Raw genomic sequence first — 24,982 nt, forward strand, 5'->3', positions numbered from 1 at the left:
CCGATGGGCATCGATCTTCCAGTAGTCTGGGCCGTCATCATCGCTTTTGGCCTGATGATGTATGTCATCATGGACGGGTTCGATCTCGGCATCGGCATCCTGTTCCCCTTCGTTCGCGATCGCGAGCAGCGCGACACCATGGTCAACACCGTCGCCCCGGTCTGGGACGGCAACGAGACCTGGCTGGTGCTCGGAGGGGCTGCCCTGATGGCAGCGTTCCCGCTTGCCTATGCCGTCATCCTCAGCGCGCTCTATTTGCCGCTGGTGCTGATGCTGCTCGGGCTGATCTGGCGCGGGGTTGCCTTCGAGTTCCGCTTCAAGGCCGACCAGCATCACCGGGCCTTCTGGGACAAGGCCTTTGCCGGCGGCTCCTATGTCGCCACCTTCTTCCAGGGCGTGTCACTCGGTGCCTTCCTCGACGGCTTCAAGGTCGAAAACAACGCCTATGTCGGGGGTGCGCTAGACTGGATCACGCCCTTCAGCCTGTTCACCGGATTCGGGCTGATCGTCGCTTATGCGCTGCTCGGCAGCACCTGGCTGATCATCAAGACCGAAGACGTGCTGTATGACCGCATGGTCGCACTGGCGCGCCCGATAACGCTTGCATTGCTGGCGGTCATTGGCATCGTCAGCCTGTGGACACCGTTCGCCCATCCCGACATCGCCGAACGCTGGTTCAGCTTCCCCAACATCGTCTTCTTCTCGCCGGTGCCCATCCTCGTGCTCGTCGCCACCTGGCTGATCCTGCGCAGCCTGCAGGGCGCACCGCACGCTGGGCCGTTCATCCTGGCGCTGTTCGTACTGTTCCTTGGCTACAGCGGGCTCGGCATCAGCCTGTGGCCGAACATCATCCCGCCTGACATCACCATCCGCGAGGCCGCCTCTCCGCCGCAGAGCATGGGCTTCGCGCTGGTCGGCGCGCTGTTCATCATCCCGTTCATCCTCGGCTACACCGCATGGTCCTATTACGTGTTCCGCGGCAAGGTGAAGGCCGGCGAGGGTTACCACTGATGGCGGCTCCCTCCCAGGCACCGGTATCGTGGCCGAAGCGGATCGGCTGGCTGGTCCTCATCTGGGCAGCCAGCGTCCTGGGGCTCGGTGCCGTGGCTTACCTCTTCCGCTTGATGATGAATTTTGCGGGCCTCACCGTGTGAACTGAGGAACAATCTGATGTACAGCGACGTCACCCAGGCGCTCGGCCCGCGTGTGCTTCATGACCGGATTTACGCCGGCGATGTCCTTCGTTTCGAGGCACTTGCGCCGATGCGAGAGCTCGTAAGCTTCACCCAGGCATTCCTGGAAGATGCCTTCGCGCCCTTCGCGCCGGTGGAGATTCATCGCCACCTGTCGCATGACGCGCAGACGGAGAGCTTCGCCCAGCGCCAACGCGATTTCGCTCGGTCGCCGGAGGTCAGGCAGCTATGGCGCGATGTCTTCGAAGCCTGCGGCCTGAATGCCCAAGGGTTGGCCCGCGACGCACTCTATCTCAGGTTCCAGCCGCACCAGGACCCTGGTGCCGTCGTGCCGCGTGCCCGCACCACCGCAACAATCGCCTTCCACCGCGACACCTGGGGCTCAAACCTCTATGCCCAGACCAACTGGTGGGCGCCGGTCTATGACATCGATGCGGGGCGTACCTTTGCGATCTACCCCTCGCTCTGGGACCGGCCGGTCGCGAACACCAGCGCCGACTTCGACCTTGCCGCGCTGCTGGAGCGATCGAAGGCCGGTGGGCGCAATGCTGTCGATGCCGACGCGGCGATACCTCACCTGACCGAGGAGCTTGAGGTCGCCGACGCAACGCCGGTGGTCATAGCACCGGGCGAAATCATCGCCTTTTCCAGCGCTCATGCCCATGCCGGGGTGCCGAACTCGACCGGCCTGACCCGCATCTCACTCGAAACGCGCACGCTGTGGATCGACGATGTTCGCTCGGGTCGCGGCGCACCCAATGTCGACGGCTTTGCGCGCTGGATGTCGCCCGGCATGTTCCGCCGGGTGAGCGATGAGACCGCGCTACATGAAATCCTTGGCATGAACCGGATCGAGCACTTCGCCGGCCGAATGCCGGCCAACCCGGTCTCCGCGCTCTAGGCTACACAACCATCGACGACATCGACGACTGCTGGACAAGCAGGTCGGCGACCGTCTCGAGGCTCGCGGCAAGCGAAGCCTGATTGGACGCGGCACCCAGACCGAGGCGCACCGCCTCTGGAGCAGGGCCGGAAACCGAGAACGCGTCGCTGGTGACGACGCCAATGCCGACCGAACGCAGGCGTGCGGCAAAGTCGCTCCGGTTCCAATCCTCGGGAAGCTTCAGCCAGACGTGGAAACCTTCGGCATTTGCCTGCGCAAGGTTGGGCGGCAGCAGCTGAGAGGCAATCGCTTGCCGCTGCTTGGTTTCGGTACGGATTGCCGCCAGCACGGATTGGGCAACCCCAGTCTCGATCCAGCGCGTGGCAAGCGAGGCCGTCAACGGCGAGGCCATGCCGGCGGTCGCGCGGATGGCACCTGCCAGATGGGCGACCGTGCGCTCCTGCGGAACTACCACATAGGCCACGCGAAGGGCCGGTGCCACGCATTTGGCCAGGCCGGCAATGTGGTAAGTGATTTCAGGCGCGAGTGCCGCAAAGGTGGCCACCGGATTGACCGGCAAGGCGCCATAGGCATCATCTTCGATGATCAGCACATTGCGCTGGTGCGCGATCGCCACGATCCGCTCGCGCCTTGCCTGCGACAGCGTTGTCGTTGTCGGGTTGTGCAGCGTCGGCGTGCAGTAGAGCAGCTTCGGCGCGCGCTTGCGGCAGGCTTCCTCGAACGCTTCGGGGATCAGTCCTTCCGCATCCATCGCGACGCCAGTGACGCCGATACGCAGATGCTCGGTAACGGCAAGCAGGCCGGGATAGGTCAGCGCCTCGGCGCAGATCGTCTCACCGGGCGCAGCCAACGCTCCCAGCAGCGCCAGCAACGCTCCTTGCGCACCGGGACAGACCATCAGCCGGCCGGGGCCGATATCGCCAAGCCGGGGTGCCAGCCACATGGCTCCAGCAGTGCGGTCGCGCAACGTGCCTCCTGCTTCCTGGTAGCGCATCAACAGGCCGAGACCGTCGCCGGCCTGTAGTTCGGCGATGCCGTCCCACATCCTCGCGGCCAGTTCCGGATCGTCGAAGCGTGGCGGCAGGTTCATGCTCATGTCGACGACGCCGGTCACCGTGGTCGACGAACCGGCCGGACGACGGATCCTGACATAGGTGCCCTGCCCGACGCGGCCTTCGACCAGCCCGCGCTTGCGCGCCTCGGCATAGGCACGGCTCACAGTGGTGAAGTCGATGCCAAGCTGGTCGGCAAGCGTCCGCTGCGGCGGCAGCCGAAAGCCACCCGGCAGCCGGCCCGACGCAATGTCGACCGACAGGGCATCGGCAATCGCCAGATACAGCGGCCCGTCGGCCTTCGAGATCGAGGGAGACCAGATGTTGACTGTCATGACGCAGGTTCCATCACCGTTTTCCATATATAGGCATAATGTATGCTCATGCCACCATCAATGCCTGTGAAGTACTGCCCCCTGGGTCGCGCGAGCAGCACGTGCGGCAAGCCGCATCACGGTTTTGTTTGCCGTGCCGGACCCAACAGTGAATCGACGCCGGGATCGCGCGGGAATAAGCTGCCCGTCGCATAGTCGTCACAAGGCAACAGCAGACTGCCCGTTGCTGCAGACCCTGAAGCCGCAATCCGCCGGACCTTGCGACCGGTGGAGACCGCCCGGCCATTTCTTCAAAGCGACCTGCACCGCGCGCAAACGGCTCGAATTCAACAGAAGGAGACTGGTTATGCCATCGGTAAAGAATATCGTTCTTGTCCACGGCGCCTGGGGCGATGCCTCGCATTGGCGACATGTCATTCCACCGCTCCATGCCAAGGGCTACAAGGTAGCTGCGGTGCAAAACCCGCTGACTTCGCTTGCCGACGACATCGACCGGACGTCGAAACTTGCCGCGGCACAGGATGGTCCCACTCTGCTCGTCGGCCACTCCTATGGCGGCGCGGTCATATCAGGCGCCGGCCATGCCGCGAATGTCGTCGGACTTGTCTACATCGCGGCCTTCGCGCCCGACGAAGGCGACAGCCTCGGCAGCATCTTTGCCCGTCGTGAACCGCCTTCCGGCGCCGCCAGCATCCGCCCCGACAAGGAAGGCTTCCTCTGGCTCGCGCAGGATACGTTCCGCCAGAGCTTCAGCCAGGATCTGGATGAAACCGAAGCACTGGTGATGGCGGTGACGCAAAAGCCGATCGCTGCGCGTTGTTTCGAGGACAAAGCCGGCCCGGCAGCCTGGCACACCAAGCCGAGCTGGTATCAGGTCTCGAGCCGCGACAACATGATCCCGCCCGAGACCGAGCAGTGGATGGCCGACCGCATCAAGACGCGCAAGACCATCACGCTCGATGCCAGCCACGCCTCACTGGCGTCGCACCCCAATGAGATTGTGGCGCTGATCGAAGAGGCGGCAAAATCGTTCTGACCAAGACAGCCGCTTTCGCCCGGTCGCGCCAGCAGCGGCCGGGCGTCAGATCGAACGCCCACCCCGTCACTTACACGTGCAAAAGGCTGGATCTGCCGGTTTAAAACCGCAATCGACAGGCTATTCCTTGCAGCTTCCCGATCAATCTGATTCCCTGAGCCGGTCCGATTCGGGCAGGGGCGCTGCGCAGGAAACGGAACCATGAACACTTCCAAGAAACCTGAGATCTCGGAAATGAGGCCGAAGCTCACCGTTATCGGTGTCGGCGGCGGCGGCGGCAACGCCGTCAACAACATGATTGCCGAAGGTCTCGAGGGCACTGAGTTCATCGTTGCCAACACCGACGCCCAGGCGCTGACCATGTCGAAGGCCACGAAGCTGGTTCAGCTCGGCGCTGTGGTAACCGAAGGCCTCGGTGCCGGTTCCCTGCCTGAGGTCGGCCAGGCGGCGGCCGAAGAATCGATCCACGAAATCATGGACCAGCTTTCCGGCACGCATATGTGCTTCGTGACGGCTGGCATGGGCGGCGGCACCGGAACGGGCGCTGCGCCAGTCATCGCACGGGCAGCGCGGGCGGCAGGCATCCTGACCGTCGCCATCGTTACCAAGCCCTTCACCTTCGAGGGCAAGCGGCGCATGCAGATGGCCGAACAAGGCATCGAGCTTTTGCGTCAGGCTGCCGACACGGTCATCGTCATTCCGAACCAGAACCTGTTTCGCATCGCCAACGCCAAGACGACCTTCGAGGATGCGTTCGGCATCGCCGACAAGGTGCTTTATTCCGGCGTCAGCTGCATCACCAACCTGATCGTCAAGGAGGGCCTGATCAATCTCGACTTCGCCGACGTGAAGACGGTGATGCGCGACATGGGCCGCGCCATGATGGGCACCGGCGTCGGCAGCGGCGAAAACCGCGCCAGCAAGGCGGCCGAAGCCTCGATCGCCAATCCGCTCATCGACGAAAATTCGATCAAGGGCGCCAGGGGCGTGCTGATCTCGATCTCCGGCGGCATGGACATGACGCTGTTCGAGGTCGATGAAGCCGCCACCCGTATCCGCGAGGAGGTCGGCGACGAAGCCGACATCATCGTCGGCGCGATCTTCGACAACTCGCTCCAGGGCCAGTTCAAGGTGTCCGTTGTGGCCACTGGACTTGCGGCGCCGACCTCGCAAGGCGAGCCGGTCGTCAACATGCGCGGCGAACCCGCGCCGGGCTCGATGCAGCCCTACCACTGAGGCCGAAGCGCCGGGACCCAGCCGCTATTGCGGCTGGGTGACCAGCTGGGCTTGCTCAATCCCTGTTTCTCGTCATCTCGGCGGCAAAGGTAAAGTGGCGCATCACCAATGCCTGCAGGTGCTCTGGCAGGCCGGCCTTCTCCACCGCCTGGCGCATGCATCTCAGCCAGAGATCGCGCAGTTCCGGGCCGATCGCAACGTGCTCGTGGATTTCCTTCAGCCGCGAATGCCCATGCTTCTGCACATAGTAGCTCGGGCCGCCGAAGAAGCCTGAGAGATAATTGAACTGTTCCTCGCGCGAATGGGCGACGCCATGCCCCCGGCGGTGCAACAGGTGCAGCTCGGCGGCAGCCTCGTCCTGCTCGACGATGTCATAGAAGATTTCGACCAGCCGGCGGACGGCTTCTTCGCCTCCAAGCTCGAGATAGAGCGAACGCCCCTTTGGCTGCACAGCTTCATTCACGACAGGCGACCTCCTCCCAGTTGCGATGCGTGTCGCACTGACTGTCCGGACATCCGGCATCGCATGGTCAAAGCCTAGCAGCGGAGCCTCTCACGACAAGGCCGGCATGCTGCGACCTATTAGCCATCACTCATTCGTCGGTGACGATGATGTCCATCGGGATGTCGTGCGGCTGCGGGTAGATCGTGGCGATCCGGCTGCCTGCATAGCCGACGCCGATAACGAGTGGGCGCTTGGGCATGGCGGCGAGTGTGCGGTCGAAAAAGCCGCCACCATAACCCAACCGGTAGTTTGTATCGTCGAAGCCGACGACGGGCGCGATGACGATGTCGGGCAGGATCGCCGGCCCGTTGGCAGGGACCAGAATGTTCCAGACGCCCCGCTCCAGCGGATCGCCCGGTGACCAGGCGCGGAATTCAAGTGGCCAGGCCTTCTTGATGACGACAGGCAAGGCGATCCGGCCGCCGCGTCCGATCACACGCACAGCCCAGTTGCGAAGATCCGGCTCGCCGCGGAAAGGCCAATAGACACTGACGATCCGGCCGCTGACCTTGCCGATTGCCAGGTCGAGTTCGGCGGCGATACGCTCGGATCGAGCCTTGCGCTTCTCGGGATCGGCAAGCAACCGCTCGTCGATCAGGCGCGCCCGCTCCGCCTTGCGCCATCGCGCGACATCGGCCCATGCATCAAGGCTGGCAGTTTCGGCCCGGTAGCCCGGCTCAAGCTCATGCATGAAGCAAGGTGGCGAAGCGTATTCACGAATTTCGGGAGGAGCGCCTTTTTCGTCAGACATCATCTTCGTGTCCCGTTTTGGCGGCGAAACAGATCGTCGGCAGAGAAAAGGTGCGCCCCATTAATCTGTAAGGCAAACGGAATTAAATGCTGCATTGATGCAATTATTTTGCACTAATGAGCCGATGGACATCGACCGCGCCCGCACGTTTCTCGAGATCATTCATTGCGGCAGCTTCCTCAGGGCGGCCGATCGGCTCCATGTTACCCAGACGACCGTCAGTGCCCGCATCCGCACGCTCGAGGATGAACTGGGCCGTCAGCTGTTCGTGCGCAACCGCAACGGGGCGCAACTGACCCCGGCCGGCCGCGAATTCGAGCGCTTCGCCCAGTCCTTCGTCCAGATCTGGGAACGCGCCCGCTACCAGCTGGCCATTCCCTCCGGGCGGACAAGCGTAGTTGCGCTGGGCGGCGAGCTCAGCTTGTGGAACCCACTACTGCTCGACTGGCTGGTGTGGATGAAGAAGACCAGGTCGGAGATCGCCGTTCACGCCCATGTCGGCGTGCCGGACCAGTTGCTCGATCAGCTCAGGAACGGCGTGCTCGATATTGCCGTGCTCTATGCGCCGAAATTGCTGCCCGGCTTCAAGGTCGAGATCCTCCAGGAAGAGCAGCTCGTGCTGGTCAGGACCTTGCCCGGAAACGGCAGGCCGGAGGCCGACACCTATGTCTATGTCGATTGGGGACCACTGTTTGCCGCCCAGCACGATGCCAGTTCGACGGCGTTCGGTGAGCCCGGCCTCGTCGTCGGCCTCGGCCCGCTCGGCCTGAGCTACATCCTGCGCGCCGGCGGCATGGGCTACTTCCGCAAGGGCGTGGTTGCACCCTTGATCGCCGCGGGCGAGTTGGAAACCGTCGAAGGGGCGCCGGAGTTTACCTATCCGGTCTACGCCGTCTGGCCCGAAGCCAGCGAAGCGCGGGCCGACGTGCAGGAGGCGTTGGCAGGCTTGAGACAGACGGTCCGGTAAGGCACAACGCCAACGCAGGAGCACCCGCAACGCGCTCAGGCGCTGCCGATGACCCGCATCAAGCGCAGATCTTGGCTGCGGCGTTGTTGCCGGCACGCAGCAGCAAGTGCAGCACCAAGCACCTCGATGTCGGACGCTTCATGTGGGCGCCAACCGCAGGGGCAACCATCGGGGCAAGCGTGAACGTCGGCCACTTCGCGGTAGATCGACCCGACCGCCTGTGCGGCAAGGCGCATCACCGCAATCGGCGACAGTCCCGTCTTGTGCATGACTTCGCAGAACTCGTTCATGATCGTTGCGCGGATATGCGCCGACGCCTCTTCGCTGCGGCGCTCGATCTCGGCCATCTTTGTCACTCGATAGTCTCCAGCTGATGTGTTTTCCCTGGGCGGCCCGGCCTGCCTCAGGCGGGGCGGCGTAGGTCCATCGGGGCGGTCTTGTCCTGATCCATGGCGAAATCGGAGGCGATTGCCCGCAGCGCCTGGCGCGCGGCGTCAAGCTTGCGCATCGCCTCGAACATCGTCTCGCGATCCGCGCGGTGACGTTCGAGTTCAATTGCGAAGACGGCATTGCCGACGCTGTGGGGCTGGGGCACCGCGTTGACACGCTTCAGGGTCAGATCGGCCTGTCGCCTCGCCCGGCGAACCAGGGCGTCCAAGGCTTCGACCTCGGCGAACGTCTCGCGATAACGACTGATGTTGGCGCCCTGCGACTCGCCGGCCTCCTTGAAGGGATTGAAATGCATCATGACCTGCTGGCCTCCGGCCTGGGTTCGTTGTCGCGCACCCGTGAGAAAGGCTCGCGGCCAGCGATGACGACAGGCTCTTCCGCGGCGTAGGAGTCGGTCGAGAGTGGCCGGATCTCGACGCCTTTGCCGTATTGCAGTTTCTGCCAATGCCCAGCCTGCGGCCGGGCGATGTCATGGCGATCGCAGGCCTGCGCTATCTGCTGGTCGCGGACGCCAAGCTGCACGGCAATCTCGGTCATCGGTCGCGACCAGACCAATTGATGAAGCTCGGCGCGCGTCAGCTCGACAGCAGCGCTGGTTGCCCTCAAGCCCAGCCTGCTGATCCGATGCGTCCCGACATTCCTCGCCGAAAGAGCTATTGCCACGACCTGGTCCTATCGTGCCGACGGTGGCTGTTGCGGCCGTCCTGTCCCGAGCACAACGGGAACATATAAAACATGACTATAAATATCAAGTTTAGTTTGGTCACGAATTTTTGCCCTTTCGGCGAAGGCTGGAACCTTCGCCGAAAGGCATCACTGGGCGCAGCGAAAAACTCAGGCCGCGTGACCCGGCACGTCGTCGTCCTCGACCTCCGGCTCCGACTGCTCGAAGCCTGCTTGCCAGGCAGCGACCGTTCTGATGCGCGCCTCGTCACCAATGTGTTCGGCAAGCCGCGCCTTCTGCCGCAGGGCGACGCGCAACGCCGCGCGGGCCTGGCGCCCGGCGGGCGCCTGCCCGGGATCGAGATTCCTGCCCGCCTCCAGCGCTTTGTCGAGATAGGCCTTGCCGGCGAGAGCCTCGGCGGTGCCGAAGCGGCTCATCAGCTCCTGGAACTCGCTGTGCAGGGTCAGGTCGAACGGCCGGTCCTTGCCCAGCGGATCGATGACCGGATTGCCCGGATGCAAGCCGCCGACAGGCAGAAGGCCCGTCGGGATCGGCGTGTTGGCCGAATGCGTGCGACCGCCCTTCAGAAGCTTCGGCAGCAGATGCGTATGCGGCCCTTCCGGCGAGACCCCGCCCGTGTCCGGTCCGCCGATCCTCTGGTAGACCTCGACACGGCCAATATTGGTCAAGGCGACGCGATGCGGATGGGCAGCAAGGATCGCCGGCATCGCCTTGTTGCCATGCTCGAACAACGAGCGGCCGAGATTGGCACGCAAGGCGGCCAGCAGTTTCGGCTCGCTGGTGCGGATGCAGAAGTCGCATTGCGGCAAGGACAGGCCCATGTCGAACAGGATGCCGGTGCGGTCGATGCCCCGGATCGCGTGATCGTCGGGACCGAGCTCGCTCAGAACGTTCCTGCCGCTGCGCCGCGCCTTGGCTTCGGGGAGGCACAAGGCAACCGCCTGGCTCCAGCGATGCCGCTTGGGGCTCAGCGTCTCGTAGGCGACGGGCACCAGTTCGCCCAGCACGCCGCGATCGACGCGAATGCCGCCGCGCCGGGTGGCCCGGGTCAGAAGATGGGTATCGTCGATCACAGCGATCTCGCCGTCATCCTGATGGAACTCGGCGATGGCGCCGAACGTGCCCATGCTCCATCCACTGCGCCAGTCGGTCAGGTGGTGGCGCAACAATTGCTCGAGGTAAGTCATGGTCGTGCTCCGGTGTCGGCCGCAACGAGATCGAGCGGTTGGACAACCAGCCCGCCCGCTGTCTCGCCGAAGAAGGCCTCGACGCCATAGACGTCGCGCAGGGTTCGGGCGGTCAGCACTTCCGCCGGCGTGCCGTCGGCGACGATCCTGCCGGCGTCGATGAGCAGCAGCCTGGTGCACCAGCGGGCGGCGAGCCCGAGATCGTGCAGCGAAGCCACGACGCTTCGACCGCCAGCCGCCAGATCGGCAAACAGGCGCATCAGCGTGATCTGGTGCAAGGGGTCGAGGCCCGCCGTCGGCTCGTCGGCGAGCAGCAGCGGCGTCTCCTGCGCCAGCGCCCGAGCAATGAGAACGCGCGCCTTTTCGCCACCCGAGAGCTCGGTTGCGGCACGATCCCGGAAGCCATCGACTTCCATTTTGCGCATCGCGGTGTCGATGGCATTGCGGTCGGCAAGGCCGAGCGATGCGAAGCTTGGCCGATAGGGCGAGCGGCCAAGCCCGACCAGCATCTCGACCGGCACCGCCCAGGCGATCTCGCGCTCCTGCGCGACATAGGCCATGTGCCGGGCGCGCTCCTTGGTGGTGACATGAGCGGCGTCGAGCGGCCCCAGTGCAACCGCGCCCTCGGCAGGTGTGAGTCCGAGCAAAGCCCGCAGCAGAGTGGACTTGCCGGCACCGTTGGGACCGATCAGGCCGACGAACTCGCCCGCCATGATCGAAAAGGACACGCCCTTGAGCACCGGCCGGTTGCCGAGCGACGCAGTGAGATCTTGAACATCGAGCAGCATCAGGCGAGATTCCTTCTCGTGCGATAGACAAGCCACAGGAAGAACGGCGCGCCGACGATTGCAGTCAGAACGCCGAGCTTGAGGTCGCGACCGGGCGCGATGATCCGGACCAAAATGTCGGCTGCGAGCAGCATGCAGGCACCGCCCAGTGCACTCGCCGGCAACAGCCGCGACGGGCGCGAGCCGACAAGAGGCCTCAGCATGTGCGGCACGACGAGGCCGACGAAACCTATGGCGCCCGACACCGCCGTTGCAGCACCGACGGAAGCTGCGGTGCCGAACACAGCCAGCAACTGCACGCGGCGCATGTCGATGCCCATGCTCGCCGCGGTCTCGTTGCCAAGTGTCAACGAATCGAGCGCCCGCCCCAGCGCCGCAAGCATCGCCCAGCCGACGAGCATGAACGGCAAGGCGAGCCAGACATGGGTCATCGACCTGTCGGTCAGCGAGCCGAGCATCCAGAACATGATCTCGAGTGCTGCGAACGGGTTGGGCGACAGGTTGAGCGCCAGCGAGGTCATAGCACCTGCAAAGCTCGACATGGCGACACCTGCAAGGATGATGGTCAAGGTGCTGCCGCGCAGGCCGGCGAGTGACTGCACGACGACCACGGCGAGCACAGCTGCAGCCAATGCCGACAGCGGCAAGGCAAGCGGGAGGACAATGGTCAGGCCGGAATAGATGGCGATCACCGCGCCCAGCGAAGCCGATGCGCTGACGCCGATCAGGCCCGGCTCGGCCAGCGGGTTGCGCAGATAGCCTTGCAGTGCTGCCCCGGAAAGCCCGAGCGTAGCACCAACCATCAGGCCGAGCAGCGCGCGCGGCAGGCGGATCTCGCGCATGATCAGTTCGATGGCGCCGGCCTTGTCGGAAAACAATGCAGAGATGCTGTCGGCGAAGCCAAGGCCTGCCGGACCGACGGTGAGCGAAAGCAGGAACAAAACAGTGGCCAGGATGGCAAGAACGGCCAGCACCAGCCTGTAGCGGGAGATGTCGCTCATCTGGCGCCTCCCGTGGCCTGCCCGGCGGCATCACGCAGCAGGCGGGCGGCTTCGAGCGTGAAGGGCGCGCCGCAGATGGTGTAGCGCGATGGCACCGCCACAGCCCTGCCCTGCTCGGCAACCGCCCGATATGCCGGGTGGACGAAGTTTTCCTGGGCCAGTGCCGGAGCGCCATAGTCTTCGCTGCCACCGGTGACGAGATCCGGTTTGCTCAGCACCAGCATCTCCAGCGGCAACCGCGCCGTGCCGCTGAGGCCCAGCTTGTCGGCGACATTGACCAGCCCTGACAGCTTGACGATCTCGTCGACGAGCGTTCCGGCACCTGATGTGTAGCTGTTGGCATAGTAGGTTGCGACCGTCTTGTGCGAGGCGCCTCCCTCACCCAATTCGGCGACGCCACGATCAAGCGCGGCGACAAGCTCGGCCGCCCGCTCGCGCCGCTCCAGCACCTCCCCCATGCGCAGGATGTTGGTCCTGATGTCGGCGATGGAGCTGTCGGGCGCGAATTCCTCGACCCTGATGCCCAGGCGCCTCAGCAGCGCCACCGTCGTCCGCGTCGTGTAGGTGCCGGCGAGCACCAGATCCGGCTGCATCAGGAACACCTCCTCGGCGAGCCCATGATTGACCGCAAGGCCCTTGGCCCGGTCGGCCAGCACCGATGTGTTGGGATCACTTGCGAGATAGGAGACCGAATGCAACTGCCCCTCGCCGGCAACAAGTATCGCCAGCTGATCGGTGCAGACATTCATCGACACCACGCGCTCCGGCGGTTCGGCGGCCGCCGGCACGGATGCACCGGACACTGCCGCCAGACCTGCGAGGGCGGGCAGCCACGCTCGAAAACGAGCGCGGCCGAGACGATTGGTGGGCATGTTACCTCTCATCAGAACACACGCGTGAAACTCAGATTGAAGCTTCGGCCCGGCGCGCGATAGTTGGTGACAGTCGAATAGTGTTCGTCGAACAGGTTCTCGACCGAAAACTTCAGGCTCGACCGCTCGTCGAAAGTGTAGTTGGCGGCGAAATCCACCGTCACATATTCCGGCAGCTTGACGGTGTTGGCAGCATTTGCGTAGCGCGCCGCGCCGTAGAGCAGCTTGGCGGTAAGGTCGAGGCTGTCTGTGGCAGTAAAGCTCACCTCGGCCGCAGCCTTGAAGCGGTCGCGATAGGGGATGTAGCGGCCATTGTCCTGGTTCTTCGGCGAGCGGTAGTCGATCGAAACCTTGCCGCTCCAGCGGTCGTTGAACTCGTGCGACAGGCTGGCCTCGACACCAGTCACCTTGGCGCGTGCGACATTGAACGGCAGGTAGGTCGGCGGGTTGGAGGCGATCGCGTCGGTCAGCCAGGTCTGGTAGAAGGCGACGTCGAGAACGGTCCCGTCGCTCGGCCGCCAGTTGATGCCGATCTCATAGGACCGCGACTTTTCCGGCTTCAGGTTCGGGTTGGAGTAGTTGGGGTAATAGAGATCGTTGAAGGTCGGCGCGCGGAATCCGGTGCCGTACGAGGCGCGCGCCACTAGCTCGGGAACGATCTCGTAGCTGGCACCGATGTTGTAGGTGGTGGCGCCTCCAAACTGTTCGTTGTGGTCGTAGCGCAGGCCGCTGTCGATCGTCAGCGCGCCATATTCGAGCGAATACTGGCCGAACACCGCTGCAAGATCGCGCGAATTGACGCCGAAGTTGACAGTCGAATCCACCTGTTCGCGATAAGCCTCGGCACCGCCGATCAGGACATGCCTTGCTTCACGTGTTTCGAAGGACTTTTCCGTCGAAGCGAAGATGCCGTAGCGTTTGGTGTCGAACTCGTTGCTGCCGACGACGCCGTCGCGGAAATTGGTCGAATAGTCGAGGCTGCTGGAAAGCTCGACGGTCGAGTTCCAGCTGTCGGAATGCTTCAGCCGCGCACCGATCTTGCCGGCGAAGGTGTCGGTGTCGACTTCATTGGCGGAGGGGGCAGAGGCGTCGTACTGGCTGCGGCCGCGCGAGAACAGGCCGTCGGCATAGAGCCTGCCCCAGCCATATTCCTTGGCGGCAGCGAAGTTGAGCGAGCCCTGGAGGAACCCGTCGTCATCGGGTTCATGTCCCCAAGCCAGCGGTGTGGTGAAGTCGTAGCCGCGCGTGCCAAGGATACTGCCGCCGACGGAGTAGTCGATACCATCAGCAGTGCGGCCGCGCAGATCGCCTGACACAGATCCGCCCCAGGGATACGTGACGCCAGTCGTGACGCTGCCGCAGGCATCGCGGCCGTCGGCGCATTGGCCGCCCTGTTTGGTGATGATGTTGATGACGCCGCCGATTGCATCGGCGCCGTATTGGGCCGAGTGCGGCCCCTTGGCGATCTCGATGCGCTCGATCGTTGACAGCGGGATATTGAAGATCGAGCTCGTGCCGCTGGTAGCGGAAGCCGTTCGGATGCCGTTGACGAGCACCAGCGTCTGCCCGGCCGACATTCCGCGCAGATACACGTTCGAGGCCGACCCCTGGCCGCCATAGCCGATGATCGAAACGCCGGCGTAGCGCTTGAGCAGCGACGGCAGGTCGGGCGCCGACGACTTGGCGAGTTCCCGCTCGTCGATGACGGTAACCGACGATGTCGATCGCACAAGCGCAGTCTCGCGGCGCAACGGCGTGGTGACGACGAGGCGCGGCAGCACGGTCACGTCCCCGGTCGCGGGCAGCTGCTGCGCGTGGGAGGATGTTGGAATTGCCAGCGCCATGGCGCTCGCGGCTAAAGTCAGTTTCTGCATTTCTGCCCCCAAATGGTTTGGTGGGCGCGACAAGGATCGCACCCGGTTTCCAAACCGCAGGCAAGACAGGTCGGCAGGCAGACTTTGGGACAAGATTGACCCGACGGCCTTCCGCATGCGGCAACACTTTCGATGTCACCGCCACGAGCGACCGCGCCTGACCACACCCCGTGGACAAGCATGGGTGACTGGAACGGGCAGGTCTCCTGACTTCCGTGTCACAGCCTTTTTCCGCCTTCCCGAACGCGCGAATGCGTTCAGTGGCATGATGGAAGAGGCTCAACGGTTACAGTTGCGGGGGCAGTCGCGGATTTGGCCTTCGGCCTCACCGTGTTCCCTTTTCATCCGCCTCTCGGCGGAACCGATTCCGAGGTGGACGCTACTCAGGGATGCCGATGCTTGTCAATCGCGATCATGCGATAGGTCGTAAAATATATTTATTTTCAATTAGATAGGACTTCTGCAGATTGCCGTCAGAATGGCGGAAGATGACCTAGGGCAGTCAAACTAGATTGCCTCGACGATGGTTGCGCACCGGCCAACGACATGATCGTTGGCCGCGTCGGTATCATCGGCTCATGCTTTAGCCGAGCAAGGTCCTTGTCAGCGCATGATCCTTGTCGGCGAGCCCGTCGATGACACTGAAATGATGCCGGTCGGGTTCGACCACGGTCGCCGTCGCCGCACCAAGCCCGGTCCAGATATTGGCGAGCAATGCGTTCTGGCGCAGGAACTCGGCGCGCTCGCCGCCGCCGACCCAGCAGGTGATGCGGACGTTGTCCACTGGCCGCAGCAGCGCCGGGCTTTCGGCCAGCGCCTCGGCCTCGTCGATGTGAAGCGTCTTGTTCATGCCGGTGTTGACCAGCGGCCTGAGGTCATGGACGCCCGAGAGTGAGACCACATGGCGGATGCGAGACTGGACTTCGGGCGCAAGCGGCGAAGCAGCCGCGACCATCCGCGACACCAGGTGTCCGCCGGCGGAATGGCCGGTCAGCATGATCGGGCCGTCGACCAACGCGGCTGCCTGGCCGATCGCAGCACCTACCTCGCGTACGATTTCGCCGATCCTGACTTCTGGGCACAAGGTGTAGGACGGCATCGCTACCGCGTAGCCGCTGTCGATGGAGCCCTTGGCGAGATGCGACCAGTAGCTCTTGTCGAGCGCCATCCAGTAACCGCCGTGCACGAACACCGCCAAGCCCTTCGGCTTGCCTTCAGGCAGGAACAGATCGAACCGGTTGCGCGGCTTGTCGCCATAGACGATGTCGAGCTGCGCCCTACCGGCCGCCGTCTGGGCCTCGCGAAACGACTGCGCCGGCTCCACCCACGCAGCAGGCCAACGGTCGCCACCGGCGATGTTGGCGCCATTGGTGTAGGCGTTGTCCCAATCGGCGATACGGCGTTCGAGCATGCGGGCATCCCTCCAAGGTGGCGCAATTCAGGCGCATAGCAATGGCCAGCGCGCCGGATCGCGTCAATGGGCCAGCGACCAGAAACTTTATGCTTGAAATAATTTTGGTCCGGTGCAATTCTCAGCCATCAGTCGAGAACGTGGGAGGTCTCGCTGTGCCAGACGCCGATCGCATGACGATCGCACAAAGCCGTGGCTTGTGCCGAACGGCTACCCGTTGCGGCGCAGCACCTTCCCCCGAAGTAACGCATTCCAACGCACGCATGGCGCATCGTCATGCCGATGAGCAGGTAGGGGACAGCCGTAGAATGCTTGGACCGTCAGCGCATATCGACACCTTCACGCGCGATAACCTGCCCCCTCAGGAACAGTGGCCGGACTTTCTGCTCGATGGCTTCGACTATCCCGAGCACCTCAACGCGGCTGTCGAGCTGACCGATCGCCTGGTCGAAAAGGGCCTGGGCGACCACACCGCGCTGATCGGCAATGGCCGCCGCCGCACCTACAAGGAGCTGTCCGACTGGACCAACCGGCTGGCGCATGCGTTGGTCGAGAACTACGGCGTCAAGCCCGGCAACCGGGTGCTGATCCGCTCCGCCAACAACCCGGCCATGGTCGCCTGCTGGCTGGCCGCAACCAAGGCCGGTGCTGTCGTCGTCAACACCATGCCGATGCTGCGCGCCGGTGAGCTCGCCAAGATCGTCGACAAGGCGGAGATCACGATTGCGCTTTGCGACACGCGGCTGATGGACGAAATGGTCGCCTGCGCCAAGGACAGCCCGTTCCTCAAGACCGTCATCGGCTTCGACGGCACCGCCAACCATGACGCCGAACTCGACCGGGTCGCGCTCGACAAGTCCGTCATCTTCGAAGCGGTCAAGACCGGCCGCGACGACGTCGCCCTGCTCGGCTTCACCTCCGGCACCACGGGCGTGCCAAAGGCGACGATGCATTTCCATCGCGACCTGCTGATCATCGCCGATGCCTATGCCAAGGAGGTGCTTTCTGTCACCTCCGACGACGTCTTCGTCGGCTCTCCGCCGCTGGCTTTCACCTTCGGTCTTGGCGGCCTGGCCATCTTCCCGTTGCGCTTCGGGGCGGCCGCGACCCTGCTCGAGCAGGCGACACCACCCAACATGATCCACATCATCGAGACCTATAAGGCGACGATCTCGTTCACCGCGCCCACCGCCTATCGCGCCATGCTGAAGGCAATGGACGAAGGTGCCGACCTGTCGTCGCTGCGCGTCGCGGTCTCGGCCGGCGAGACCTTGCCCGGACCGGTGTTCGAGGAATGGCTGGCCAAGACAGGTAAGCCGATCCTCGACGGCATCGGCGCCACCGAGATGCTGCACATCTTCATCTCAAACCGCTTCGAAGACATGAAGCCCGCCTCCACTGGCAAGCCTGTTGGCGGCTATGAGGCCCGCGTCGTCGACGGCGACATGAACGAGGTGCCGCGCGGCACGGTCGGCAAGCTCGCCGTGCGCGGCCCCACCGGCTGCCGCTACATGTCCGACGACAGGCAGCTCGAATATGTCCGCGACGGCTGGAATGTCACCGGCGACGCCTTCTTGCAGGACGCGGATGGCTTCTTCCATTTCGCCGCCCGCTCCGACGACATGATCGTCAGCGCCGGCTACAACATCGCCGGCCCCGAGGTTGAAGCAGCCCTGTTTTCGCATCCGGAAGTCGCTGAATGCGCCGTCATTGGCGCCGAAGACAGCGAACGCGGCCAGATCGTCGAAGCCTATGTCGTGTTGGTTCAGGGCGTGGCAGCCGACGCCGCGACCGTCAAACGCCTGCAGGATCACGTCAAGGCAACGATCGCGCCCTACAAATACCCGCGCTCGGTGAAATTCATCGACGCCCTGCCCAAGACTCAGACCGGCAAGATCCAGCGCTTCCGGTTGCGCGCGGAGAAGATGAATTGAGCAAGCCATACGATCCCTCCACCGAGGGCGCGCAGATGTCGTTCAAGGACCGGATGTCCTACAGCGATTATCTGCATCTCGAGAAGATCCTCGACGCTCAGGCGCCGCTGTCGACCGCCCATGACGAGATGCTGTTCATCATCCAGCATCAGACGTCGGAGCTGTGGATGAAGCTCGCCTTGCACGAGATCGGCTCGGCCATCCGCTCGATCCGTGCCGACAAGCTCGAACCGTCGTTCAAGATGCTGACGCGCGTGTCGCGCATCTTCGAGCAGCTCAACAGCGCCTGGGATGTGCTCAGGACGATGACGCCGAGCGAGTACACCGAGTTTCGCGACTCGCTCGGCCAGTCCTCGGGCTTCCAGTCCTGGCAATATCGCGCCATCGAGTTCATGGCCGGCAACCGCAACATCGCCATGCTGCGCCCGCACGCCCACCAGCCCGAACTTAGCGAAAAGCTCGAGGCGGTTCTTGCCCAGCCGTCGCTCTATGACGAGGCGATCCTGCTGCTTGGCCGCAACGGCTTCGATATCGGCGCGGATGGCAAGCGCACCGACTGGCGCGAAACCCGCAGCGAAAGCGAAGAGGTGCTCGTCGCCTGGCAGGCGATCTATCGCGATCCGCAGCGCTACTGGATGTTCTACGAACTGGCCGAGAAGCTGGTCGATTTCGAGGATTACTTCCGCCGCTGGCGCTTCAACCACGTCACCACGGTCGAACGTATCATCGGCATGAAACGTGGCACCGGCGGCACGTCTGGCGCCTCGTATCTGAAGAAGATGTTGGAGGTTGAACTGTTTCCTGAACTCTGGAAAGTTCGCACCCGGCTCTAGGACTTCAAATCAAATAATCGGGAACACTTGGGAGGAGTAACCTAATGAAGAAAATCATTGCGGCTGGAATTTTCGGCCTTTCGCTGGCGGCATCCGGCCTGGCCTATGCCGAACCGGTGAAGATCGGCGTCATCACCACGCTTTCGGGCGGCGGCGCGGGCCTCGGCGTCGACATGCGCGATGCGTTCGCGCTGGCCATGAAGCAATCGGGCAACAAGGATGTCGAGCTTGTCGTCGAGGACGATGCCCAGAAGCCCGAGATCGCCGTTCAGCTCGCTGAGAAGATGATCCAGAGCGACAAGGTCGACCTTTTGACCGGCATCATCTGGTCGAACCTCGCCATGGCCGTGGTGCCAAACGCGGTGGCGCAGGACGTCATCTACCTGTCGCCCAATGCTGGCCCGTCGGCGCTCGCCGGCGCCAAGTGCAACAAGAACTATTTCAACGTCGCCTACCAGAACGACAACTTCCACGAGGCGATGGGCCAGTACGCCAACAAGGACTACAAGAAGACCTTCATCCTCGCGCCCAACTATCCGGCCGGCAAGGATTCACTGACCGGCTTCAAGCGCTATTACAAGGGTGAGTTGGCTGGCGAGGTCTATACCCAGGTCGGCCAGACCGACTACGCCGCCGAGATCGCCCAGATCCGCGATTCCGGCGCCGACTCGGTGTTCTTCTTCCTGCCAGGCGGCATGGGCATCTCGTTCATGAAGCAGTACGCCCAGTCGGGCGTGAACATTCCGGTCATGGGCCCTGGCTTCTCCTTCGACCAGGACATCCTGCCTGCTGTTGGCGATGCAGCCCTCGGCGTCAAGAACTCGGCGAGCTGGTCCAAGGACCTCGACAACGAGGCCAACAAGCAGTTCGTCGAGGCGTTCCAGGCCGAATACAAGCGCTTGCCCTCGGTCTATGCCGCCCAGAGCTGGGACACGGCAAACCTGATCCTGTCGGCGCTCGGCAAGGCCAGTGTCAAGGACAAGGATGCCTTCCGCGCAGCACTCAAAGCGGCCGATTTCAAGTCGGTGCGCGGCGAGTTCACCTTCAACACCAACAACCACCCGGTGCAGAACATCTACGTGCGTGAGGTGATCAAGGAAGGCGACGTGCTGACCAACAAGATCGTCGCCACTGCCTTCGAGCACCACAAGGACGCATACGCCGACCAGTGCAAGATGTAGGCTTGGCCGGCATCCGCACTCTCGAGCGCCGACCCCGCCCGGTTGGCGCTCGAGACAAGCTCATAGTCTCGACCTGATGCCGCCCATTCTGCGGAATGGCTAAGGTTTAGTCTGAACCGAAGACCGGATCGTCCCCTTGTCCATAGCACTGCTCCTCGAGCAACTTCTCAACGGGCTGCAGCTCGGGGTGATGCTGTTCCTCATGGCCGCTGGCCTGACGCTGATCTTCGGCGTCATGGGCTTGATCAACCTCGCTCATGGCTCGCTCTACATGATCGGTGCCTTCGCATGTGCTGCGGTAGCGGCTGCCACCGGCTCGTTCTGGATCGGTCTGGCGGCGAGCCTTGTCGCTGCGGCCGCGGCCGGCGCGATCATCGAGGTGACGGTCATTCGCAGGCTTTATGACCGCGACCATCTCGACCAGGTGCTGGCAACCTTCGCGCTGATCCTGATCTTCTCCGAAGGCACGCGCTGGCTGTTCGGTTCGTTCCCGCTCTATCTCGACATTCCGCCACTGCTGCAAGGCGCCGTCCCCCTGCCCGGCGGCGGTCAGTACCAACTCTACCGTCTCGCCATCATCGGCGTCGGCGTTGTGGTCGCGCTGGGCCTGTATGTGCTGATCTCGCGGACGCGGCTCGGCATGCGTATCCGCGCCGGCGAGTCCGACCGCGAGATGATCGCAGCACTCGGCGTCGACATCCGTACCCTCTACACCGTCGTCTTCGCACTTGGCGCCGCGCTGGCTGGCCTTGCCGGTGCGCTCGTCGGCGCATTGCAGTCGGTGCAGGTCGGCATGGGCGAGCCGGCGCTGATCCTTGCCTTCGTGGTTATCGTCATCGGTGGCATCGGCTCGATCAAGGGCGCGCTATTCGGCGCCATCCTCGTCGGCGTCGTCGACACGATGGGGCGTTTCCTGCTGCCCAAGGCTCTGGCCCTGATGATCCCCGCCGCCCAGGCGGGTCCAATCGGCGCGGCCCTCGCCTCGATGCTGATCTACATCGTGATGGCGCTCATCCTTGCCTTCAGGCCGAGCGGCCTGTTTGCGACGCAGTCGTGAGGCGCCCATGACCAACGCATCCTTCATGACCCGCGAAACCATCGTCAACACAGCACTCGCACTGCTTTTGCTCGGCTTCCCGCTGGCGGCGCAGGCCATGGGCGAGCCGTTCTACATCACGCTCGCCACGCGCATCGCCATCCTGGCGCTCGCCGCCGTCGGCCTCAACATCGCACTTGGCCTCGGCGGGCTGGTGTCGTTCGGCCATGCCGCCTTCTTCGGCCTCGGCGGCTATGCTGCCGGTATCCTCGCCACCCATGCCTTCGACGGCGCGCCGCTGTTCGCCGGCATTCCGGGCACCGCATCGATGCCGATCATCTGGCTTGTCGCGGTGATGGTCTGCGGCCTGATCGCCTTGCCGATTGGGGCCATCAGCCTGCGCACCACGGGCGTCTACTTCATTATGATCACGCTCGCCTTCGCGCAGATGATCTACTACTTCGCCGTGTCGTGGCCGGCCTATGGCGGCGAGGACGGGCTTTCGATCTATGTGCGCAACGAATTCCCCGGCGTGAACACCGCCCAGCCGCTGTCCTATTTCCTTATCTGCTATGCGGTGCTGATGGCTGCACTCGGTCTGTTCTGGCTGCTGCGCGGCTCGCGCTTCGGGGCGGCTTTGCAGGCGGCCCGGCAGAACGCCACACGGCTCTCCGCTGTCGGCATCGCGCCGTTCAACATCAGGCTCGTTGCCTTCGCCCTCTCGGCGATGGTCACCGGCGTCGCCGGCGCGCTGTTTGCCGACCTCAACAAGTTCGTCAGCCCCTCGATGCTGTCGTGGCACATGTCGGGCGAGCTCATCGTGCTGATCATCCTGGGCGGCAAGGGCCGGCTGTTCGGGCCCGTCGCCGGCGCCATGCTCTATGTCCTGTTCGAATTCGCCCTTGGCGGCATCACTGAACGCTGGCAGTTCTTCCTTGGGTTGATCCTGCTCGGTGTCGTTCTGTTTGCCCGCGGCGGGCTCCTCGGTCTGCTGGCCGGAAAGGCGCGTCATGGCTGAGCCAATCCTCGAAATCCGCGACCTCCGCAAGACCTTCGGCGCGCTGAAGGCCACCGACGGCGTCAGCCTCAACCTCCGGCCAGGCGAGATCCACGCGCTGATCGGGCCCAACGGGGCCGGCAAGAGCACGCTCATCCACCAGATCTCCGGCTCGTTCCGGCCGGACAGCGGCAGCATCCGCTTCCTCGGCCAGGACATGGCCGGGCTCGACATGGCCGCGCGCGCCCGTCTCGGCCTCGGCCGCAGCTTTCAGATCTCGTCGCTGGCGCAGGAGTTTTCCGCCCTGCGCAACGTCATGCTGGCGGTGCAGGCACGCCAGGGCACGAGCTTCCGCTTCTTCCGCCCTGTCATGAGCGACAAGAGCCTGACCGAACCGGCAATGGCGATGCTGGAGCGCGTCGGTCTCGCCGGGCGCGCCCACCTGCCCGCTGCCGAACTGTCGCATGGCGAACGCCGTCAGCTCGAGATCGCAATTGCGCTGGCGCTCGGCTCCAAGGCCTTCCTGTTCGACGAACCGATGGCCGGCATGGGTCCGGAGGGCTCGAAAGCGCTGACCCGGTTCCTCGACGGCCTGCGCCATGAAGCGCCGATCCTGCTGGTCGAGCACGACATGGATGCCGTCTTCGCCCTCGCCGACCGCATCTCGGTGCTTGTCTATGGCCGCGTCATTGCCACCGGCACTGTCGACCAGATCCGCAACGACCCCGAAGTCCGCCGGGCCTATCTCGGAGAAGCCGCGTGAGCCTGCTCGAACTCAAAGGCGTCGAAACCTTCTACGGCGCATCGCAGGCGCTGTTCGGCGTCTCGCTCGACGTCAAAGAGGGCGAGGTCGTGGCGCTCATGGGCCGCAACGGCATGGGCAAGACGACGACGATCAACTCCATTCTCGGCCTGGCGAAGCCGCGCTCCGGTGCCATCAGCTTCGCCGGCCGCCAGGTCGCTGGCATGCGTCCGCATCGCATCGCCCGCCTCGGCCTGGGTCTGGTTCCGGAGGGACGGCGCTGCTTTCCTAACCTGACCGTTCTGGAAAACCTGCTTGCCGCAGCCCGCGGCAGCGAGTGGACGCTGGAAAAAGTCGTCGAGCTGTTTCCACGCCTCGGCGAACGCCGCGACCAGTATGCCAACACGCTCTCGGGCGGCGAACAGCAGATGCTGGCAATTGGCCGCGCACTGATGACCAATCCCAGCCTGCTCATTCTGGACGAGGCGACCGAGGGTCTTGCACCCGTCATCCGTCAGGACATCTGGGCGGCGATACGCAAGCTCAAGGCTGCGGGTCAGTCGATCCTTGTGGTCGACAAGACGCTGTCGGAGCTGCTGCCGGTGGCCGACCGCTGCTTCGTGCTGGAGAAGGGCGTAACCGTATTCGAAGGCACACCGGACCGGCTGACGCCTGAAATTCAGGACCGCTATCTCGGCGTATGAAAAAGGGCGGCAATTGCCGCCCTTCTTCTTTTTCCATTCGACCTGAGATCAGGTCACTGCCGACTTGACGGCAAAACGGGCTTCCTTCCAGGCGCCGGTCCGCATGATGTCCTCAAGGATTTCGACCGCCTGGTAGACGTCTTTGAAGCCGACATAGAGCGGGGTGAAGCCGAAGCGCACGGTGGCCGGTGCGCGGAAGTCGCCGATAACGCCGCGCGCGATCAGCGCCTGCATGATGGCATAGGCGTTGTCATGCTCGAACGACACCTGGCTGCCGCGCTTGGTGCCGTCGCGCGGGCTTTCAAGCTTGAGGCCGTAGGCGCCGCACCTGGCTTCGACCAGTTGGATGAACAGGTCGGTCAGGGCGATGCTCTTCTTGCGCAGCTCCGCCATGTCGACGTCGTCCCAGTCATCGAGCGCGCCCTTGAGCGCCCGCATGGTCAGGATCGGCTGGGTGCCGCACAGGAACCGGCGGATGCCGGCGTCCGCCGCATAACCCTGCTCGAAGGCGAAGGGCCTGGCATGGCCCCACCAGCCGCTCAGCGGTTGCTGGACGTCAGCGAGATGACGGGTCGCGGCGTAGATGAAGGCCGGCGCGCCGGGGCCGCCATTGATGTACTTGTAGGTGCAGCCAACGGCGAAATCGACATTGGCGCCGTCGAGATCGACCGGCAGGGCGCCTGCCGTATGGCAGAGGTCCCAGACGATCAGGGCGCCGGCGGTATGTGCCTTCGCAGTCAATGCCGCCATGTCCCGCAGTTCGCCCGACTTGTAGTTGACGTGGTTGACGAGAACCACCGCAACCTTGTCGTCGATCAGCTCTTCGATGCTGGGCGCATCGACGCCTTCGAGGCGCAGCACGGCACCAGCCCGCGTCGAGGCAACGCCTTCCGCCATGTAGAGATCGGTCGGGAAGCTGTTGCCCTCGGCAACGATGACCGAACGGTCCGGCCGCATTGCAAGGGCTGCATGCAGCACCTTGTAGATGTTGGTCGAGGTGGTGTCGCAGACGACCGTCTGGCCGGGTGCGGCACCGATCAGGCGGCCGATGCGGTCGCCCAGCTCGGTCGGCATGTCGAACCAGCCGGCGGTGTTCCAGGCGCGGATCAGGTCCTGCGCCCACTCCTTGGACGCGGCCGCTTGAAGCTCGCTGAAGGCGGCGTGCGACGCAGCCCCCAGCGAATTGCCATCGAGATAGATCACTCCTTCCGGCAGGATGAAGCGATCACGCATCGAGCGCAGTGGATCGGCAGCGTCCATCGCCTCGACAGCGGCGAGATCGGGAATTGCAGTCATGATGCGGGCTAT

General features: G+C 63.9%; 26 protein-coding genes and 1 riboswitch. Of the genes, 13 read left to right on the forward strand and 13 right to left on the reverse strand.

Features of this window, described 5'->3' with window-relative positions; all coding sequences use genetic code 11:
- Positions 1 to 3: 3 nt before the first annotated feature.
- Genes cydB through ACSQ3E_RS25400 form a run of 3 tightly spaced genes read left to right on the forward strand, consistent with a single transcriptional unit; the run spans position 4 to position 2,094 of the window.
- A complete protein-coding gene (gene cydB / locus ACSQ3E_RS25390; RefSeq protein WP_436124780.1) occupies positions 4 to 1,011 on the forward strand; it encodes a cytochrome d ubiquinol oxidase subunit II in 1,008 nt (335 codons plus the stop codon).
- Positions 1,011 to 1,154 (forward strand): DUF2474 domain-containing protein, encoded by a 144-nt coding sequence (locus ACSQ3E_RS25395; protein ID WP_436124781.1) that lies wholly within the window; start codon positions 1,011 to 1,013, stop codon positions 1,152 to 1,154. The genes cydB and ACSQ3E_RS25395 overlap by 1 nt, the downstream gene beginning before the upstream one ends.
- A 16-nt stretch (positions 1,155 to 1,170) precedes the next feature.
- The gene (locus ACSQ3E_RS25400) at positions 1,171 to 2,094 is read left to right on the forward strand and encodes a hypothetical protein (RefSeq protein ID WP_436124782.1); all 924 of its coding nucleotides are present in this window, start codon (positions 1,171 to 1,173) and stop codon (positions 2,092 to 2,094) included.
- A 1-nt stretch (position 2,095) separates the two neighbouring features.
- Here ACSQ3E_RS25400 and ACSQ3E_RS25405 read toward each other — a convergent pair whose 3' ends face one another.
- On the reverse strand, positions 2,096 to 3,484 hold the full coding sequence (locus tag ACSQ3E_RS25405; protein WP_436124783.1) for a PLP-dependent aminotransferase family protein: 1,389 nt from the start codon (positions 3,482 to 3,484) through the stop codon (positions 2,096 to 2,098).
- Positions 3,485 to 3,830: 346 nt separating this feature from the next.
- Between ACSQ3E_RS25405 and ACSQ3E_RS25410 the strand changes: the two genes are divergently transcribed.
- Both ACSQ3E_RS25410 and ftsZ read left to right on the forward strand, forming a co-directional pair.
- On the forward strand, positions 3,831 to 4,520 hold the full coding sequence (locus ACSQ3E_RS25410) for an alpha/beta hydrolase (protein WP_310323763.1): 690 nt from the start codon (positions 3,831 to 3,833) through the stop codon (positions 4,518 to 4,520).
- A 201-nt stretch (positions 4,521 to 4,721) separates the two neighbouring features.
- Positions 4,722 to 5,756: a cell division protein FtsZ gene (ftsZ, locus tag ACSQ3E_RS25415; protein WP_310323766.1), complete on the forward strand. Its 1,035-nt coding sequence runs from the start codon at positions 4,722 to 4,724 to the stop codon at positions 5,754 to 5,756.
- Between the two features lie 55 nt (positions 5,757 to 5,811).
- On the opposite strand, the gene ACSQ3E_RS25420 is transcribed toward ftsZ, so the two are convergent.
- The gene (locus ACSQ3E_RS25420; RefSeq protein ID WP_436124784.1) at positions 5,812 to 6,219 is read right to left on the reverse strand and encodes a group II truncated hemoglobin; all 408 of its coding nucleotides are present in this window, start codon (positions 6,217 to 6,219) and stop codon (positions 5,812 to 5,814) included.
- A 130-nt stretch (positions 6,220 to 6,349) separates the two neighbouring features.
- Complete coding sequence (locus tag ACSQ3E_RS25425) at positions 6,350 to 6,952, reverse strand: 5-formyltetrahydrofolate cyclo-ligase (RefSeq protein ID WP_436124785.1); 603 nt, start codon at positions 6,950 to 6,952, stop codon at positions 6,350 to 6,352.
- Between the two features lie 184 nt (positions 6,953 to 7,136).
- On the opposite strand from ACSQ3E_RS25425, the gene ACSQ3E_RS25430 reads away from it, so the two are divergent.
- Positions 7,137 to 7,979, forward strand: coding sequence for a LysR family transcriptional regulator (locus ACSQ3E_RS25430; protein ID WP_436124786.1), 843 nt, complete (start codon positions 7,137 to 7,139; stop codon positions 7,977 to 7,979).
- Between the two features lie 35 nt (positions 7,980 to 8,014).
- Here ACSQ3E_RS25430 and ACSQ3E_RS25435 read toward each other — a convergent pair whose 3' ends face one another.
- The 9 genes from ACSQ3E_RS25435 to ACSQ3E_RS25475 form a co-directional block, all read right to left on the reverse strand.
- Positions 8,015 to 8,326, reverse strand: coding sequence for a hypothetical protein (locus ACSQ3E_RS25435; RefSeq protein ID WP_436124787.1), 312 nt, complete (start codon positions 8,324 to 8,326; stop codon positions 8,015 to 8,017).
- 56 nt (positions 8,327 to 8,382) lie between these two features.
- Positions 8,383 to 8,727, reverse strand: a complete 345-nt coding sequence (locus tag ACSQ3E_RS25440; RefSeq protein WP_436124788.1) for a hypothetical protein — start codon at positions 8,725 to 8,727, stop codon at positions 8,383 to 8,385.
- Positions 8,724 to 9,092, reverse strand: a complete 369-nt coding sequence (locus tag ACSQ3E_RS25445) for a hypothetical protein (protein WP_436124789.1) — start codon at positions 9,090 to 9,092, stop codon at positions 8,724 to 8,726. The genes ACSQ3E_RS25440 and ACSQ3E_RS25445 overlap by 4 nt, the downstream gene beginning before the upstream one ends.
- A 171-nt stretch (positions 9,093 to 9,263) precedes the next feature.
- Entirely contained in the window at positions 9,264 to 10,301 is a 1,038-nt protein-coding gene (locus tag ACSQ3E_RS25450) for a DUF6925 family protein (RefSeq protein ID WP_436124790.1), read from the reverse strand.
- Positions 10,298 to 11,092 (reverse strand): ABC transporter ATP-binding protein, encoded by a 795-nt coding sequence (locus ACSQ3E_RS25455; protein ID WP_436124865.1) that lies wholly within the window; start codon positions 11,090 to 11,092, stop codon positions 10,298 to 10,300. Before ACSQ3E_RS25455 ends, ACSQ3E_RS25450 begins: the two co-directional genes overlap by 4 nt.
- Positions 11,089 to 12,090 carry a FecCD family ABC transporter permease gene (locus ACSQ3E_RS25460; RefSeq protein WP_436124791.1) on the reverse strand — a complete coding sequence of 334 codons (1,002 nt, stop codon included), beginning with the start codon at positions 12,088 to 12,090 and terminating at the stop codon, positions 11,089 to 11,091. Before ACSQ3E_RS25460 ends, ACSQ3E_RS25455 begins: the two co-directional genes overlap by 4 nt.
- On the reverse strand, positions 12,087 to 12,962 hold the full coding sequence (locus ACSQ3E_RS25465) for an ABC transporter substrate-binding protein (RefSeq protein ID WP_436124792.1): 876 nt from the start codon (positions 12,960 to 12,962) through the stop codon (positions 12,087 to 12,089). Before ACSQ3E_RS25465 ends, ACSQ3E_RS25460 begins: the two co-directional genes overlap by 4 nt.
- An 11-nt stretch (positions 12,963 to 12,973) precedes the next feature.
- Positions 12,974 to 14,836, reverse strand: a complete 1,863-nt coding sequence (locus tag ACSQ3E_RS25470; protein ID WP_436124793.1) for a TonB-dependent receptor domain-containing protein — start codon at positions 14,834 to 14,836, stop codon at positions 12,974 to 12,976.
- A gap of 179 nt (positions 14,837 to 15,015) precedes the next feature.
- A riboswitch (cobalamin riboswitch) is annotated at positions 15,016 to 15,217 on the reverse strand.
- A gap of 202 nt (positions 15,218 to 15,419) precedes the next feature.
- Positions 15,420 to 16,247 (reverse strand): alpha/beta hydrolase, encoded by an 828-nt coding sequence (locus ACSQ3E_RS25475; protein WP_310323788.1) that lies wholly within the window; start codon positions 16,245 to 16,247, stop codon positions 15,420 to 15,422.
- Positions 16,248 to 16,555: 308 nt separating this feature from the next.
- Here ACSQ3E_RS25475 and ACSQ3E_RS25480 point away from each other — a divergent pair, with 308 nt between their 5' ends.
- From ACSQ3E_RS25480 to ACSQ3E_RS25510, 7 genes are all read left to right on the forward strand, one after another.
- Positions 16,556 to 18,181: a benzoate-CoA ligase family protein gene (locus ACSQ3E_RS25480; protein WP_436124794.1), complete on the forward strand. Its 1,626-nt coding sequence runs from the start codon at positions 16,556 to 16,558 to the stop codon at positions 18,179 to 18,181.
- A 35-nt stretch (positions 18,182 to 18,216) separates the two neighbouring features.
- Positions 18,217 to 19,014: a tryptophan 2,3-dioxygenase gene (gene kynA, locus ACSQ3E_RS25485; protein WP_436124866.1), complete on the forward strand. Its 798-nt coding sequence runs from the start codon at positions 18,217 to 18,219 to the stop codon at positions 19,012 to 19,014.
- Positions 19,015 to 19,058: 44 nt separating this feature from the next.
- Complete coding sequence (locus ACSQ3E_RS25490; RefSeq protein WP_192320331.1) at positions 19,059 to 20,195, forward strand: ABC transporter substrate-binding protein; 1,137 nt, start codon at positions 19,059 to 19,061, stop codon at positions 20,193 to 20,195.
- A 136-nt stretch (positions 20,196 to 20,331) separates the two neighbouring features.
- Positions 20,332 to 21,252, forward strand: coding sequence for a branched-chain amino acid ABC transporter permease (locus ACSQ3E_RS25495; RefSeq protein WP_067967767.1), 921 nt, complete (start codon positions 20,332 to 20,334; stop codon positions 21,250 to 21,252).
- A gap of 25 nt (positions 21,253 to 21,277) precedes the next feature.
- Positions 21,278 to 22,249: a branched-chain amino acid ABC transporter permease gene (locus ACSQ3E_RS25500; RefSeq protein WP_436124867.1), complete on the forward strand. Its 972-nt coding sequence runs from the start codon at positions 21,278 to 21,280 to the stop codon at positions 22,247 to 22,249.
- Positions 22,242 to 22,991 (forward strand): ABC transporter ATP-binding protein, encoded by a 750-nt coding sequence (locus ACSQ3E_RS25505; RefSeq protein ID WP_310323794.1) that lies wholly within the window; start codon positions 22,242 to 22,244, stop codon positions 22,989 to 22,991. The genes ACSQ3E_RS25500 and ACSQ3E_RS25505 overlap by 8 nt, the downstream gene beginning before the upstream one ends.
- Positions 22,988 to 23,674, forward strand: coding sequence for an ABC transporter ATP-binding protein (locus ACSQ3E_RS25510; protein WP_436124795.1), 687 nt, complete (start codon positions 22,988 to 22,990; stop codon positions 23,672 to 23,674). Before ACSQ3E_RS25505 ends, ACSQ3E_RS25510 begins: the two co-directional genes overlap by 4 nt.
- 48 nt (positions 23,675 to 23,722) lie before the next feature.
- Here the strand turns inward: ACSQ3E_RS25510 and kynU are convergent, their stop codons facing one another.
- Positions 23,723 to 24,970, reverse strand: a complete 1,248-nt coding sequence (gene kynU / locus ACSQ3E_RS25515; protein ID WP_436124796.1) for a kynureninase — start codon at positions 24,968 to 24,970, stop codon at positions 23,723 to 23,725.
- Positions 24,971 to 24,982: the final 12 nt, after the last annotated feature.

Origin of the sequence: Aminobacter sp. LjRoot7 (genome assembly GCF_964252895.1) — a bacterium.
Taxonomy (GTDB): Bacteria; Pseudomonadota; Alphaproteobacteria; order Rhizobiales; family Rhizobiaceae; genus Aminobacter; species Aminobacter aminovorans_B.

Excerpts from the sequence above, each read along its gene's own strand:
- cydB (WP_436124780.1), top strand. The coding sequence starts at position 4 with ATGGGCATCGATCTTCCAGTAGTCTGGGCCGTCATCATCGCTTTTGGC.
- ACSQ3E_RS25490 (WP_192320331.1), top strand. The coding sequence starts at position 19,059 with ATGAAGAAAATCATTGCGGCTGGAATTTTCGGCCTTTCGCTGGCGGCA.
- ACSQ3E_RS25500 (WP_436124867.1), top strand. The coding sequence starts at position 21,278 with ATGACCCGCGAAACCATCGTCAACACAGCACTCGCACTGCTTTTGCTC.
- ACSQ3E_RS25465 (WP_436124792.1), bottom strand. The coding sequence starts at position 12,962 with ATGCCCACCAATCGTCTCGGCCGCGCTCGTTTTCGAGCGTGGCTGCCC.
- ACSQ3E_RS25450 (WP_436124790.1), bottom strand. The coding sequence starts at position 10,301 with ATGACTTACCTCGAGCAATTGTTGCGCCACCACCTGACCGACTGGCGC.
- ACSQ3E_RS25405 (WP_436124783.1), bottom strand. The coding sequence starts at position 3,484 with ATGACAGTCAACATCTGGTCTCCCTCGATCTCGAAGGCCGACGGGCCG.
- ACSQ3E_RS25440 (WP_436124788.1), bottom strand. The coding sequence starts at position 8,727 with ATGATGCATTTCAATCCCTTCAAGGAGGCCGGCGAGTCGCAGGGCGCC.
- ACSQ3E_RS25395 (WP_436124781.1), top strand. The coding sequence starts at position 1,011 with ATGGCGGCTCCCTCCCAGGCACCGGTATCGTGGCCGAAGCGGATCGGC.
- ACSQ3E_RS25430 (WP_436124786.1), top strand. The coding sequence starts at position 7,137 with ATGGACATCGACCGCGCCCGCACGTTTCTCGAGATCATTCATTGCGGC.
- ACSQ3E_RS25460 (WP_436124791.1), bottom strand. The coding sequence starts at position 12,090 with ATGAGCGACATCTCCCGCTACAGGCTGGTGCTGGCCGTTCTTGCCATC.
- ftsZ (WP_310323766.1), top strand. The coding sequence starts at position 4,722 with ATGAACACTTCCAAGAAACCTGAGATCTCGGAAATGAGGCCGAAGCTC.
- kynU (WP_436124796.1), bottom strand. The coding sequence starts at position 24,970 with ATGACTGCAATTCCCGATCTCGCCGCTGTCGAGGCGATGGACGCTGCC.
- ACSQ3E_RS25410 (WP_310323763.1), top strand. The coding sequence starts at position 3,831 with ATGCCATCGGTAAAGAATATCGTTCTTGTCCACGGCGCCTGGGGCGAT.
- ACSQ3E_RS25435 (WP_436124787.1), bottom strand. The coding sequence starts at position 8,326 with ATGGCCGAGATCGAGCGCCGCAGCGAAGAGGCGTCGGCGCATATCCGC.
- kynA (WP_436124866.1), top strand. The coding sequence starts at position 18,217 with ATGTCGTTCAAGGACCGGATGTCCTACAGCGATTATCTGCATCTCGAG.
- ACSQ3E_RS25400 (WP_436124782.1), top strand. The coding sequence starts at position 1,171 with ATGTACAGCGACGTCACCCAGGCGCTCGGCCCGCGTGTGCTTCATGAC.
- ACSQ3E_RS25480 (WP_436124794.1), top strand. The coding sequence starts at position 16,556 with ATGCTTGGACCGTCAGCGCATATCGACACCTTCACGCGCGATAACCTG.
- ACSQ3E_RS25425 (WP_436124785.1), bottom strand. The coding sequence starts at position 6,952 with ATGCATGAGCTTGAGCCGGGCTACCGGGCCGAAACTGCCAGCCTTGAT.
- ACSQ3E_RS25475 (WP_310323788.1), bottom strand. The coding sequence starts at position 16,247 with ATGCTCGAACGCCGTATCGCCGATTGGGACAACGCCTACACCAATGGC.
- ACSQ3E_RS25505 (WP_310323794.1), top strand. The coding sequence starts at position 22,242 with ATGGCTGAGCCAATCCTCGAAATCCGCGACCTCCGCAAGACCTTCGGC.
- ACSQ3E_RS25470 (WP_436124793.1), bottom strand. The coding sequence starts at position 14,836 with ATGCAGAAACTGACTTTAGCCGCGAGCGCCATGGCGCTGGCAATTCCA.